Source organism: Paracoccus sp. S1E-3 (assembly GCF_013868135.1).
Taxonomy (GTDB): domain Bacteria; phylum Pseudomonadota; class Alphaproteobacteria; order Rhodobacterales; family Rhodobacteraceae; genus Paracoccus.
The window spans coordinates 573,516-587,825 of record NZ_JACEMU010000004.1; the positions used below are offsets into that span (position 1 = coordinate 573,516).

General features: G+C 65.1%; 9 protein-coding genes. 2 read left to right on the top strand and 7 right to left on the bottom strand.

The features are described 5' to 3' along the window. Positions 1-23: 23 nt before the first annotated feature. From atpC to H1S04_RS02880, 6 genes are all read right to left on the bottom strand, one after another. Positions 24-476 (bottom strand): ATP synthase F1 subunit epsilon, encoded by a 453-nt coding sequence (gene atpC, locus H1S04_RS02855; protein ID WP_181744033.1) that lies wholly within the window; start codon positions 474-476, stop codon positions 24-26. A gap of 9 nt (positions 477-485) precedes the next feature. Next, on the bottom strand, positions 486-1,916 hold the full coding sequence (gene atpD, locus H1S04_RS02860) for a F0F1 ATP synthase subunit beta (protein ID WP_181744034.1): 1,431 nt from the start codon (positions 1,914-1,916) through the stop codon (positions 486-488). Positions 1,917-1,934: 18 nt separating this feature from the next. Continuing rightward, positions 1,935-2,813 carry a F0F1 ATP synthase subunit gamma gene (locus H1S04_RS02865; RefSeq protein ID WP_181744035.1) on the bottom strand — a complete coding sequence of 293 codons (879 nt, stop codon included), beginning with the start codon at positions 2,811-2,813 and terminating at the stop codon, positions 1,935-1,937. Positions 2,814-2,825: 12 nt separating this feature from the next. Then, complete coding sequence (gene atpA, locus H1S04_RS02870) at positions 2,826-4,361, bottom strand: F0F1 ATP synthase subunit alpha (RefSeq protein ID WP_181744036.1); 1,536 nt, start codon at positions 4,359-4,361, stop codon at positions 2,826-2,828. Continuing rightward, entirely contained in the window at positions 4,361-4,927 is a 567-nt protein-coding gene (locus tag H1S04_RS02875) for a F0F1 ATP synthase subunit delta (RefSeq protein ID WP_181744037.1), read from the bottom strand. Before H1S04_RS02875 ends, atpA begins: the two co-directional genes overlap by 1 nt. Before the next feature lie 328 nt (positions 4,928-5,255). Next, complete coding sequence (locus H1S04_RS02880; protein WP_181744038.1) at positions 5,256-6,101, bottom strand: class I SAM-dependent methyltransferase; 846 nt, start codon at positions 6,099-6,101, stop codon at positions 5,256-5,258. A gap of 73 nt (positions 6,102-6,174) precedes the next feature. Here H1S04_RS02880 and gloB point away from each other — a divergent pair, with 73 nt between their 5' ends. Together gloB and clpA are read left to right on the top strand one after the other, a co-directional pair. Then, complete coding sequence (gene gloB, locus H1S04_RS02885) at positions 6,175-6,918, top strand: hydroxyacylglutathione hydrolase (RefSeq protein ID WP_181744039.1); 744 nt, start codon at positions 6,175-6,177, stop codon at positions 6,916-6,918. Between the two features lie 188 nt (positions 6,919-7,106). Beyond that, positions 7,107-9,428, top strand: coding sequence for an ATP-dependent Clp protease ATP-binding subunit ClpA (gene clpA, locus H1S04_RS02890; RefSeq protein ID WP_181744040.1), 2,322 nt, complete (start codon positions 7,107-7,109; stop codon positions 9,426-9,428). A gap of 1,411 nt (positions 9,429-10,839) precedes the next feature. On the opposite strand, the gene mfd is transcribed toward clpA, so the two are convergent. Continuing rightward, the gene (gene mfd / locus H1S04_RS02895; RefSeq protein WP_181744041.1) at positions 10,840-14,274 is read right to left on the bottom strand and encodes a transcription-repair coupling factor; all 3,435 of its coding nucleotides are present in this window, start codon (positions 14,272-14,274) and stop codon (positions 10,840-10,842) included. Positions 14,275-14,310 lie beyond the last annotated feature (36 nt).

Genomic DNA, 14,310 nt, shown 5'->3' on the forward strand with positions numbered 1-14,310 from the left:
AGAAAATCATTCGCGGTTTCAGATCAATCCGGGAAATTCGACGAATTCGGATCCAGTCCGATATGGGTGCCCAGGGCCTCCATATCTGCCAGCAGCTTGGCGGCCGAGGCCACCACGCCTTCCGCCCCGGTGCTGGCCGCCTTCGCCTCGGCCGTTTTTGCCTTGCGATGCGCGGCGCGCATCATCTCGTCAAAAACGTCCTGGGTCATGTCCTCACGCTTGCGGCCGATTTCAGCCAGAAGCGAGACGGATTCGTTGTTGATCTCGGCAAAGCCGCCGGAAATCGCGAACTGGCTTTCTGCGCCCTGCGCGTCGACCACGGTCACCAGACCGGGACGCAGGTTGACGATGGTGGGCGCATGGCCCGGCATCGCCGACAGATCGCCATCTTCGCCCGGCAGGCGCACCTCGCGCACGGGAACGGACATCAGATTCCGCTCCGGCGCGACGAGGTCGAACTGCATGGTGTCGGCCATCTCGCCCCCTTACGCCGCTTCCGCGGCCAGTTTAGCGGCTTTGGCCTTCACGTCCTCGATCCCGCCAACCATGTAGAAGGCGGCTTCGGGCAGGTGGTCATATTCACCATCAACCACGGCCTTGAACGACTTGATCGTGTCTTCCAGCGGAACCTGCACGCCGTCCGAGCCGGTGAAGACCTTGGCCACGTCGAAGGGCTGCGACAGGAAGCGCTGGATTTTCCGGGCGCGGGCCACGGTCAGTTTGTCTTCTTCCGACAGTTCGTCCATGCCCAGAATGGCGATGATGTCCTGCAGCGACTTGTATTTCTGCAGGATGCCCTGCACGTCGCGGGCGACCTGATAGTGCTCCTCGCCGACGATCGCCGGGTCGAGGATCCGGCTGGTCGAGTCGAGCGGGTCCACAGCCGGGTAGATCCCCAGTTCCGAAATCGCCCGCGACAGCACGGTGGTGGCGTCGAGGTGGGCGAAGGTCGTGGCCGGCGCCGGGTCGGTAAGGTCGTCGGCCGGAACGTAGACGGCCTGGATCGAGGTGATCGAGCCGTTCTTGGTCGAGGTGATGCGTTCCTGCATCGCGCCCATGTCGGTGGCCAGCGTCGGCTGGTAGCCCACGGCGGACGGGATACGGCCCAGCAGCGCCGACACTTCCGAACCAGCCTGGGTGAAGCGGAAGATGTTGTCGACGAAGAACAGAACGTCGGTCCCGGTCTTGTCGCGGAACTCCTCGGCGATGGTCAGGCCGGTCAGGGCCACGCGCATCCGCGCCCCCGGAGGCTCGTTCATCTGGCCGTAAACCAGTGCCACCTGCGATTCTTCCAGATTGTCCGGCTTGATGACGCCCGATTCCACCATCTCGTGATAGAGGTCATTGCCCTCACGGGTGCGCTCGCCCACGCCCGCGAACACCGAATAGCCCGAGTGCACCTTGGCGATGTTGTTGATCAGTTCCATGATCAGAACCGTCTTGCCAACGCCGGCGCCGCCGAACAGGCCGATCTTGCCGCCTTTCGAATAAGGCGCCAGCAGGTCGATGACCTTGATGCCGGTCACGAGGATCTCGGACGAGGTCGCCTGCGACGCGAAGTCCGGGGCCGGCTGGTGGATGGCGCGGGTCTCGGTCACTTTCAGCGGCGCACCTTCGTCGACGGGCTCGCCCACGACGTTCAGGATGCGGCCCAGCGTCACGTCGCCCACCGGCACCTCGATCGGCGCGCCGGTATCGGTCACTTCGGTGCCGCGGACCAGACCTTCGGTCGCGTCCATGGCGATGGTGCGGACGGTGTTTTCGCCCAGGTGCTGGGCGACTTCCAGAACCAGACGCTTGCCATTGTTGGTGGTTTCAAGCGCGTTCAGAATGGCCGGCAGCTCACCGTCGAACTGCACGTCGACGACGGCGCCGATAACCTGGGTGATCTTGCCCTTGTTTTTGGCCTCTGCCATGTTTCTACCCCTTTACGGTCAGAGCGCCTCGGCGCCCGAAATGATTTCGATGAGTTCCTTGGTGATCGCAGCCTGACGCGAGCGGTTATACACCGTGGTCAGCCGGTCGATCATGTCGCCCGCGTTGCGCGTGGCGTTATCCATGGCCGTCATGCGGGCGCCCTGTTCGGAGGCCGCGTTTTCCAGAAGCGCCGTGAAGATCTGCGTCGCCACCGCACGCGGCAGCAGGTCGCGCAGGATCACCTCCTCGCCCGGTTCGTAATCGTATTCGGCGGACACGCCTTCGGCGGTCTCGCCTTCCTCGATCAGCGCGGGGATGATCCGGCGTGCGGTCGGCACCTGGCTGATGACCGATTCGAAGCGGTTATAGAACAGCACCGCCACGTCGAAATGCCCGTCCTCGAAGCGCTCCAGCACGTCGTCCGCGATTTCGCGGGCGTTTTCATAAGCCAGTTGCTTCACGTTCGACATATCGACGTGATTGACGAACAGGCTGCCATATTCGCGCTTCAGCTGCTCGCGGCCCTTCTTGCCGACGGTCAGGATGGACACTTCCTTGCCCTGACCGCGCAGACGTTCCGCTTCCTGCCGTGCAAGCCGCACGATGGACGAGTTGAAGCCGCCGGCCAGACCCCGTTCCGAGGTCAGTACGACCAGCAGATACCGCTTGTCCTCGCCGGTCCCCGCCAGAAGGCGGGGGGCGCTGTCAGAACCGGCAGCCTTGCTGGCCAGCCCCGCCATGACCGCGTTCATGCGGTCGGCATAGGGGCGGGCCGCCTTGGCGGCTTCCTCGGCGCGGCGCAGCTTGGCGGCTGCGACCATCTGCATCGCCTTGGTGATCTTCCGCGTCGATTTGACGCTGTTGATCCGGTTTTTAAGATCCTTGAGGCTGGGCATCTATCCCTCCTCTCAGGCGCGGGTTTTGTTGTAAGCGTCCAGAGCAGCCTTGATCGCGTCTTCCAGATCACCAGCGACCTTGCGGTCGTTCTTGGTCATGTCGTCCAGAAGGTCGGCTTTCTGGTTGCGCAGGAACTGGATCAGCCCCTGCTCCCAGGCCACGACGTCGCGGACCGGAACGTCATCCACATAGCCCTTGGTGCCGGCATAGATGATGATGACGATCTCGGCATTGGTCAGCGGCTGGTATTGCGGCTGCTTCATCAGCTCGGTCAGGCGGGCGCCGCGGTTCAGCAGCTTCTGCGTCGCCGCGTCGAGGTCGGAACCGAATTGCGCGAAGGCCGCCATCTCGCGATACTGCGCCAGTTCCAGCTTCACCGGGCCGGCGACCGATTTCATCGCCTTTGTCTGCGCGGCCGAACCCACGCGGCTGACCGACAGACCGGTGTTCACGGCCGGGCGGATACCCTGGAAGAACAGGTCGGTTTCCAGGAAGATCTGGCCGTCGGTGATCGAGATCACGTTGGTCGGGATATAGGCCGACACGTCGCCTGCCTGGGTTTCGATGATCGGCAGCGCCGTCAGCGAACCACCGCCATAGTTTTCGTTCAGCTTGGCCGAACGCTCCAGCAGGCGCGAGTGCAGATAGAACACGTCGCCCGGATAGGCTTCACGCCCCGGCGGGCGGCGCAGCAGCAGCGACATCTGACGATACGCGACGGCCTGTTTCGACAGGTCGTCATAGATCATCAGCGCGTCCATGCCGTTGTCGCGGAAATACTCGCCCATGGCGGTCGCCGAATAGGGCGCCAGATACTGCATCGGGGCCGGGTCCGAAGCGGTGGCGGCGACGACGATCGAATATTCCATCGCGCCGGTCTCTTCCAGCTTCTGCACCAGCTGCGCCACGGTCGAGCGCTTCTGCCCGATGGCGACATAGATGCAGTAGAGCGACTTCATGCCCTCGGCTTCGCGGCCGTTATAGTTCTTCTGGTTCAGAATGGTGTCGAGCGCGATGGCGGTCTTGCCGGTCTGGCGGTCGCCGATGATCAGTTCGCGCTGACCGCGGCCGACCGGGATCATGGCGTCGACCGATTTCAGGCCGGTCGCCATCGGCTCGTGCACCGATTTGCGCGGCATGATGCCCGGCGCCTTCACGTCGGCGATGGCCATGGTCACGTCTTTCAGCGGGCCCTTGCCGTCGATCGGGTTGCCGAGCGCGTCGACGACGCGGCCCAGCAGGCCCTTGCCGACCGGCACTTCCACGATGGCGCCGGTGCGCTTGACGGTGTCGCCTTCCTTGATCGAACGGTCGTCGCCGAAGATCACCACGCCGACGTTGTCGGTTTCGAGGTTCAGCACCATGCCGCGGATACCGCCGGGGAATTCAACCATCTCGCCGGCCTGGACCTTGTCCAGACCGTAGATGCGGGCAATCCCGTCACCGACCGACAGCACCTGGCCGACTTCGGCCACTTCGGCGTCCTTGCCGAAATTCTTGATCTGATCCTTGAGGATCGCCGAAATTTCGGCAGCCTGGATTCCCATTATCCGACCTCTTTCATAGCATTCTGAAGGGAAGCGAGCTTGGATTTGATCGAGCTGTCGATCATCTGCGAGCCCAGCCTGACAATCATGCCGCCGATGAGGCTTTCATCGACGCGCGTGTTCAACTTGACCGTCTTGCCCGATTTCTCGGCCAGCGTGGCGGTCAGACGCTGTTTCTGGTCATCGCTCAGCGGAACGGCCGAGACGACATCGGCGGTCACTTCACCGCGTTCGTCGGCGATCAGCGCCTGCAGGCGCGCGATCAGCTGCGGCAGCGCGAACAGGCGGCGGTTCTGCGCCATCAGCACCAGCGTATTGGCCAGCGGCGCGGCCAGTTCCATGCGCGTGGCGAGCGCGCGGATCGCATCCTGCTGCTGCTGGCGGGTGTAGATGGGCGAGTTGATCAGATCGCGCAGCGCATCGCTGGTCGTCAGCGCCTCATTCAGATCATTGATCTGGGTCGCAAGCTGGTCAACCTCCCCGGATTCCTTGACGATATCGAACAACGCCTGGGCATAGCGCCCGGCGATCGAGGCGGAAATCGAAGCGGAATTGGCCACGGTCATCCTTCCGGTTTGCGCGCAGCCCCGCCGGCAGGCCGTCCTTGCTGGGGGCGGTCGGTCGCGGGGCGCGCGGGTCTTTGGGGCTGGACCTCACCGGCCCGTTATCTCGGGGTGGTCTCTAGCAATTGTTTCGCCCCCTCGCAACCGCCTTGAGCGCCGCTTTCGCAGGGTTTTTGCCGGATCGGCAGCATGGCGCACGCATCGGGTGCCAAAGGCGGGGCGCCGCCTCGGCCCGGTCCGCCTGATTCTGCGGCGCAGGCCCGTGCCGGGCGTCGATCAACGGTGAAAACGGCCCCATCCCTGCGGCAGGTCGTCGCAGCCTGATGCGCGCTCAATCCGAATCTCTGTCAGGCCCGTCGCGGCCCACGGCGGCGGGCGCGCGACGATGCTGACCCCGCATCCCCTGCCCCGCGCCCTCGGCGGCGGGTCCGCGGGCCGGACGGGGCCGGGCAATGCCTTCCAGCACGTCAAGGGGGCTGGGCACCGTGACCCGCCGCCCCGGACCCACCGGCGCCGGCGTCTGCTTGGAGAACTCCGCCCAGATCACCCCCGCGACCAGCATCGAGGCGATCTTGCCGCCCATGCGTTCCCACCACATCGCGCTGCGCAGCCAGAACCGCCGGTCCGACGGCGGGATATAGATCGCCGCCCCATTGCGCTCGGTCACGAAACCGGCAGCCTCGGCCTGCCGTTCCAGCTGCCCGGCGGTATAGCTGCGCCCGAAGCCGAAGGGCGTCGTATCGGTGCGCGCCCACAGCCCGGCGCGGTTGGGCACCATCACCACCACCCGGCCGCCGGGGCCCAACACCCGCCAGGCTTCGGCCAGAAGCGCCGCCGGGTGGTCCGAGGTCTCCAACCCGTGCAGCACCACCAGCCGGTCGACGCTGCCCGTCTCCAGCGGCCAGGCGGTTTCGTCACTGAGGACCGAGTGATTGGCCATGCCGGCCGGCCAGGCCATCACCCCCTGCGGCCCCGGCATCAGCCCGGTTACCCGCCGCGCGCGATCCAGATAGGGGCGCAGCAGCGGCACCGCAAAACCGTAGCCAGCGACCGTCATCCCGGTCGTCAGTTCGGGGGGCCAGTTCGCCATCAGCCGATCGCGCAGAATACGCTGCGCCACCCGCCCGAGCGCGCGGGTATAGTAGAAACGGCGCAGGTCGATGACATCGTGGTGCATGGCGGAGGTTTGGGTCCGGGTTGCGGCGGCGGGTCTCAGGGTCCAGACTGCCCGCAAATGACAGGAGGTTGCAATGTCCGAGGCCGAGATCGTCGCCATCCGCTGTCTGCGCGACAATTACGCCTATCTGCTGCACGCGAATGGCCGCACCGTGCTGTTCGACGCGCCCGAAGCGGAACCGATCCTGCAGGCCCTCGCCGAACGCGGCTGGCGGCTGGACCAGATCCTGCTGACCCACCACCATGACGATCATGTCGGCGCCGTGCCGGAACTGGTCGCCGCCACCGGCGCCACCGTCACCGGCGCCGCCGCCGATGCCCACCGGCTGCCGCCGCTGGATCGCGCCCTTCGCCCCGGCGATGTCACCGATGCCGCCGGGTTGCCCGCACAGGTCATCGACGTGCCCGGCCATACCATCGGTCATATTGCCTTCTATGTGCCCGATGCCCGCGCCGCCTTCACCGGCGACAGTCTGACGGCAATCGGCTGCGGCCGGATCTTTGAAGGCGATGCGCCGATGATGTGGGCCAGCCTGCAGCGCCTGAATGCCCTGCCCGCCGAAACGCTGATCTGTTCCGGCCACGATTATTGCGCCGGCAACGGCGCCTTCGCGCTGACGGTTGATCCCGACAACGCCGATCTGCGCGACCGGCTGCAGGCCACGGCGACGGCTGCTCGCCCCTGCGCCCCGGTCACCCTGGCCGAGGAGCGCGCCACCAATCCCTTCCTGCGCGCACCTGCGCTGGCGGCCACACTTGGGCTGGACGATGCCGAACAGGCCTTTGCCGCCCTGCGCGCGATGAAGGACAACTTCTAGCGCCGGACGCCCGTCTTGAAACCTGTATTGGATGCGCCCAAATTGTGACCACTTCCGGAAGATTTCGCACCTCGCGCAAAATGTGACTTGAATCGCGGCGGAATCCACCAATCCTTAATATTATGATGACAGTCTGTGCAGGTGGGCCTTCCGGTCCAAACCGCCGGACAGACTGACAGGAGACGCAAGTGCCCTCATTCACGACCTCGCTGGAACAAGCCATCCATGCCGCGCTCGCGCTTGCAAATGAACGCCGCCACGAACTGGCGACGCTGGAACATCTGCTGCTGGCGCTCACCGAAGAACCCGATGCAGTCCGCGTCATGCGCGCCTGCAACGTCGATCTGGCCGAATTGCGCCAGAGTCTCGTCGATTTCATCGACGACGATCTGTCGACGCTGATCACCGATGTCGAAGGCTCCGAAGCGGTGCCGACGGCCGCCTTCCAGCGGGTGATCCAGCGCGCGGCGATCCATGTCCAATCCTCGGGCCGGGCCGAAGTCACCGGCGCCAATGTGCTGGTCGCGATCTTCGCCGAGCGCGAATCCCACGCCGCCTATTTCCTGCAGGAAATGGACATGACCCGCTATGACGCGGTGAACTTCATCGCCCATGGCGTGGCCAAGAACGCCGAATTCAACGAACAGCGCCCGGTGACAGGGGCCGAATCCGCGCATGACGAGGAGAGCGGGGCCCCGTCCCAGAAGGACGAAACCGCGCTGGATAAATACTGCGTCGATCTGAACGCCAAGGCGCTGGATGGCGATGTCGATCCCCTGATCGGCCGCGAGGCGGAGGTCGAGCGCTGCATCCAGGTCCTCTGCCGCCGCCGCAAGAACAACCCGCTGCTGGTGGGCGATCCGGGCGTGGGCAAGACCGCCATCGCCGAAGGCCTTGCCAAGAAGATCGTCGAAGGCGACACGCCTGACGTGCTGGCCGGGGCCACCATCTTCTCGCTCGACATGGGCGCGCTGCTGGCCGGCACCCGCTATCGCGGCGATTTCGAGGAACGTCTGAAAGCCGTGGTCAAGGAGCTGGAGGCACATCCCGACGCCATCCTGTTCATCGACGAAATCCACACGGTGATCGGCGCAGGTGCGACGTCGGGGGGGGCGATGGATGCGTCGAACCTGCTGAAGCCGGCGCTCTCGGGCGGCAAGCTGCGCTGCATGGGCTCGACCACTTACAAGGAATTCCGCCAGCATTTCGAGAAGGACCGCGCGCTGTCGCGGCGCTTTCAGAAGATCGACGTGAATGAACCCTCGGTGCCGGATTCGATCAAGATCCTGATGGGTCTGAAGCCGCATTTCGAGGCCCATCACGACCTGCGCTATACCAATGACGCGATCAAGGCGGCGGTGGAACTGGCGGCCCGTTACATCAACGACCGCAAGCTGCCGGATTCGGCCATCGATGTGATCGACGAGGCCGGGGCGGCGCAGCATCTGGTCGCGGAATCGAAACGGCGCAAGACCATCTCGCCCAGGGAGATCGAGGCCGTGGTGGCCAAGATCGCCCGCATCCCACCGAAGAATGTCAGCAAGGACGATGCCGAGGTGCTGCGCGATCTCGATCGCTCGCTGAAGCGCGTGGTCTTCGGTCAGGACAGCGCCATCGACGCGCTGGCTTCGGCGATCAAGCTGGCCCGCGCGGGCCTGCGCGAGCCTGAAAAGCCGATCGGCAACTACCTGTTCGCGGGTCCGACGGGCGTCGGCAAGACCGAGGTGGCCAAGCAATTGGCCGATACTCTCGGCGTGGAACTCCTGCGCTTCGACATGTCGGAATACATGGAGAAACATGCGGTTTCGCGGCTGATCGGCGCGCCTCCGGGCTATGTCGGCTTCGATCAGGGCGGCCTTTTGACCGACGGTGTCGACCAGCATCCGCATTGCGTACTGCTGCTGGACGAGATCGAGAAGGCGCACCCGGATGTCTACAACATCCTGCTGCAGGTCATGGATCACGGCAAGCTGACCGACCATAACGGCCGGACGGTGGATTTCCGTAATGTCGTGCTGATCATGACCTCGAACGCGGGTGCGTCCGATCAGGCCAAGGCCGCCATCGGCTTCGGACGCGACCGGCGCGAGGGCGAGGACACCGCCGCGATCGAGCGGACCTTCACGCCCGAATTCCGCAACCGTCTGGACGCGGTGATCAGCTTCGCCCCCCTCTCGCGCGAGGTGATCGTGCAGGTGGTGGAGAAATTCATCCTGCAGCTGGAGGCCCAGCTGATGGACCGCAACGTCCATATCGAGCTTTCGCCCGAAGCCGCAAACTGGCTTGCCGAAAAGGGTTACGACGACAAGATGGGCGCCCGCCCGCTTGGCCGGGTGATCCAGGAAAGCATCAAGAAGCCGCTGGCGGAGGAGTTGCTGTTCGGTCGGCTGAACAAGGGCGGCGTGGTGAAGGTCCGGGTCGAGGACGACAGGCCCGTCTTCGACATCACCGGCCCCGAAGCCCCGCGCATCAGCGGCAAGAGCAAGCCGCCGCTGCTGACCGCCGACTGATCGGACAGCCACGCGGCACATTCGCCCTGGCTCCATGAATCCAACCGCCGCGACATTGTCGCGGCGGTTTTTTGCTGGGTCGAGTCGTGAACCCCGGCCAGCCGCTGACGATCGGCTGTCAGATTTTTCTGGTTTTCGGTCAAATTGTAACCCAAACAGCCGGTCAGCCGGTGTCAGTTCAGCGAGGGAAAAAACCTTAGCGCCCGGTCAGCTTATGCATAGCCGCCAGCAGCGTCTGTGCTTCATCTCTCTGACGCTCGGTCCTGCCAGCCATGTTCCGGACGCAACGAGGATAATGCCCGAGCAGGATGAGCTGGTCTTACAGGATCGGGGGCAGAAATGCGGCAATCCGTTTTTCCCCCGTGACATTGGGGTCGCCTGCAGCAGCTCCTGATATCCAGCAGCAGCAAATGGAACCTTTGCAGTTAAATGGCGCCCAAGCAGAGTTTCTCGCCCCTGCATAGCCCATGAGCGATGAGCAATAGAACTGCGCAGGCTCGGACGGTTTTGCACGCGCCACCCGGATGCCTCTTGAGAATTCAGACCGCGCGGATGAGCGGTGTCATTTCTCTGCGCCTGAACTTTGGGTTTCTTTTCTACCTTCGTCATTCTGCGCAACAGTTTCGTCCGGCACCGCAGATGCCGGGTGTCTTTCGTACCGGTCAGCTTTGGTTGGCAAGTGGGGTGGACATCCGTGACGGTCGTGCTCCCCAGCCACAGCGGGGCCTCGCCGCGCCAGTCAAACAGTTAGGGCATCTGACAGAAACGCCGGCGCTCGACCCAACGGAAACCGAGCCGCTCCGGTCGTCGTCGCCCCCCCCTGCAGCGCGACGCGGCCATCCTCGCGCGCAACCCGGTTCAGTTTTCGGACAAATACGACGCGGTGCCTGCGCGAAATCGCTGCCCCTAAGCTGAAGGCTATCTCGCCCTCGAGGATCTGAAATCCGCCAAGCGGTCAGGCGGAGATACCGTCAAGGACGGAACCATCAATGCCGGCTTGATGGCGGGCAACACGGTCGGGGGTGTGACGGCACGGGTCACGAACATCCTCGACGCGGCTCTCGGGACCACCATGTCTCTTACCATCTCGTAGGGTCTGAATATCCTGCACGGGGGTGGCCGGGCCAGCGGAATTCCAACCCGTCATGGACAGGGGGCCGCGAAAACGCTCTGTCTCCTGCGCCATCGGCGCGCGGGCGGTTGGGGTCGCTGGCAGCATCACGCCGCAAAAAACCGGCGGCACGCCGGCGCGCAGAGCATCGCGTTCAGCGCCAAGGCAATCATGAGATCCCGTTCTGCCGCGACGACGGATGCCGCCACGGAAACTGGGCCGCACCCGCATCGGGTCGAAATCCCGCCGAGTGACCCGAGGCTTGGGCACGCGCCAACCTCCCACGCTGGAAATACCGCCTCAGCCCTTCGCCTTCGCGGCCAGATCGCGGGCAATCGCGTAGGCGCCCTTGACGCGTTCCCCATCCGAGGTCCAGTCGCGACGGATGACGATCTTGTTGCCCTCGACCTTCGCCTCCCCGCGCTGATCGGTCAGAAATTCGACCAGCCCGGCCGGGTTCGGAAACTTGTCGTCATGGAACTGCACCGTGGCGCCCTTCGGCCCGGCATCCAGCTTGGCGATATTGGCGCGCTTGGCCATCGCCTTGATGCGAATGACGTTCATCAGCACGTTCACCTCGCGCGGGACCGGGCCGAAACGGTCGTGAAGCTCCGCCGCGAAGCCCTCCATCTCGACCTTCGTCGAGATATCGGCCAACCGCCGATACACCCCCAGCCGCACGTCGAGATCGGCCACATAGCTTTCCGGGATCGTCACCGGCACGCCGAGGTTCAGCTGCGGCGCCCATTCATCTTCGGGCGTGCCTTCCAGCTCGCCCGATTTCAGCTTGGCGATCGTCTCCTCCAGCATCGCCTGATAGAGTTCGAAGCCGACTTCCTTGATATGGCCCGACTGCTCCTCGCCCAGCAGGTTGCCCGCACCGCGCAGATCCAGATCCTGCGAGGCGAGGTTGAAGCCTGCCCCGAGCCCGTCGATGTTGCCGAGGAATTTCAGCCGCCTTTCGGCCTGCGGGGTCAGCGGGCTGCGCGGTTTGGTGGTCAGATAGCAATAGGCCCGCGTCCGCGACCGGCCCACCCGACCGCGGATCTGGTAAAGCTGGGCGAGGCCATAGATGTCGGCGCGCCAGACAATCATGGTGTTGGCGGTCGGAATATCGAGGCCGCTTTCCACGATGGTCGTCGCCAGCAGCACATCGGCCTGCCCGTCATAGAAGGCATTCATCCGCTGATCGAGATCGCCCGCCGACAACTGGCCATGGGCCACGATGAAGCTGACCTCGGGGACGTTCTCGCGCAGCCAGTCCTCGATTTCCGGCAGATCGGCGATGCGGGGCACGACGAAAAAGCTTTGCCCGCCGCGATATTTCTCGCGCAGCAGCGCCTCGCGGATGGTGACGCTGTCGAATTCGCTGACATAGGTGCGGATCGCCAGACGGTCGACGGGGGGCGTGCCGATGACCGACAGATCGCGCACGCCCGACAGCGACAGTTGCAGCGTGCGCGGGATCGGCGTCGCGGTCATGGTCAGCACATGAACGTCGCTGCGCAGCTCCTTCAGGCGCTCCTTGTGGCCGACGCCGAAATGCTGTTCCTCGTCGATGACCAGCAGCCCGAGGTTCTTGAACTTCACTGCCTTGGCCAGCACCGCATGGGTGCCCACGACGATATCGACGCTGCCATCGGCCAGCCCGGCCCGCGTCGCCGCCGCGTCCTTGGCGCTGACGAAACGCGACAGCGGGCGCACGTTCAGGGGCGTCCCCCGGAAGCGTTCGGCAAAGCTGCGCGCGTGCTGGCGGGCCAGCAGCGTCGTCGGCGCGATCACCGCCACCTGCTTGCCCTGCGAGGCGGCGATATAGGCGGCGCGCATCGCCACCTCGGTCTTGCCGAAGCCGACATCGCCGACGATCAGCCGGTCCATCGGCCGGCCCGCCGCCAGATCGCCCATCACATCGTCGATGGCCGCCATCTGGTCGTCGGTTTCGGTATAGGGGAAGCGGGCCGAGAAGGCTTCCCAGTCGTGATGTTCTGGTTCCAGCACCGGCGCGGTGCGCAGAAGCCGCTCGGCCGCGACCCGCATCAGCCGGTCGGCGATCAGCCGGATGCGTTCCTTCAGCCGCGCTTTCCGCGCCTGCCATGCGCCGCCGCCGAGACGGTCGAGCAGCCCTTCCTCGTGGCCGTAGCGGCTGAGCAGCTCGATATTCTCGACCGGCAGATACAGCCGGTCGCCGCCCGCATATTCCAGCGCCACGCAGTCGTGGGGGACACCTGCCGCCTTGATGGTTTCCAGCCCGGTATAGCGCCCGATACCGTGTTCGACATGGACAACCAGATCGCCCGGCGTCAGCGCGGTGGTGTCCTTCAGGAAATTCTCGGCCCGGCGGCGTTTGCGGGCGCCCCGGATCAGCCGGTCGCCCAGCACGTCCTGTTCCGAGATCACCGCCAGCTTGCCCGCCGCGCTGCCATCGGCGACGAAGCCTTCCTCCAGTGGCCAGACAGCAAGGCCGAGCGCGCCGGGCGTATCGGGCAGGTCCGACAGCCGCGCGATTTCCTTCGCGCCCTCGACCCCTTCATCGGCGATCAGGCCGCGCAGACGCTCGCGCGCGCCTTCGCTGAACGAGGCGATGACAACGCGATGGGTCTTGCGCAATTCGCGCAGATGGGCGGCGAGCGCGCCGAACAGGTCAAGCAGTTCGGACTGACGCTCGGGCGCGAAATTGCGCCCGACCTTGCCGCCCGCGTTCAGCACGCCCGGTCCCGGCGGCGCGGCATTGACCGACAGGCGAAGCTGCCGCCGCCCGGACAACCAGCCCTGCCATTCGGCTTCCGGCGCGAACATCGTTTCGGGCGCGACCGGGCGATAGATGCTTTCGGCGCCGCGCTTGTTCGCCGCTTCGCGCCGGGCCGAATATTGTTCCGATATCATCTCCCATCGCGCATCCATCACCTGCTGGATACGGTCGTCCAGCATGACCGAAGCGCCGGGCAGATAATCGAAGATGCTGTCCAGCCGTTCATGGAACCATGGCAGCCAATGCTCCACGCCCGCCAGTTTGCGCCCCGCGCTGACGGCTTCGTAAAGCGGATCGTTCGAACCGCCGCCATATTCGGCGCGGTAGGTGGTGCGGAAGCGGGTGATCGCCTCCTCGTCCAGAATGACTTCGGACATGGGAACCAGTTCCAGCCTGTCCAGCTTCTCGGCGCTGCGTTGCGTGTCGGGATCGAAACGGCGGGCGCTGTCCAGCACGTCGCCGAACAGGTCGAGACGGATCGGCCCCGACGGTCCCGGTGGCCAGATGTCGATGATTCCGCCCCGGATCGCGTAATCGCCCGGCTCGGTCACGGTCGGCGCCTGCGAAAAGCCCATGCGGGCCAGCCACGCCCGCAGCCCCGCCTCGTCGATGCGGCTGCCGACGCGGGCGGTGAAGCTGGCCTCCGCGACGGTGGCGCGGGGCGGCACGCGCTGGATCGCGGCGTTGAGCGTCGTCAGCAGCACGAATTTTCCGGGCACGGCTTTATGCGCCAGCGCCGCCAGCGTCGCCATCCGCGCGGCCATCACCTCGCCCGCTGGCGAGACGCGATCGTAAGGGGTGGTGTCCCATGCCGGAAAATCCAGCACCGTCACGTCGGGGGCAAAGAAGCGCAGGCTTTCGCGCATGGCTTCGGCCCGGCGGTCGTCGCGGGCGACATGGATGACCGGGCCACGCTCGGCCTCGCGCGCGAGCAGCGCGGCGTCATAGCCCTCGGGGGCGCCGGAAAGTGTGATCGTGTCAGCCATGTCGTCCAGATATCCCGGCAGGCGGCGTGGTCAAGG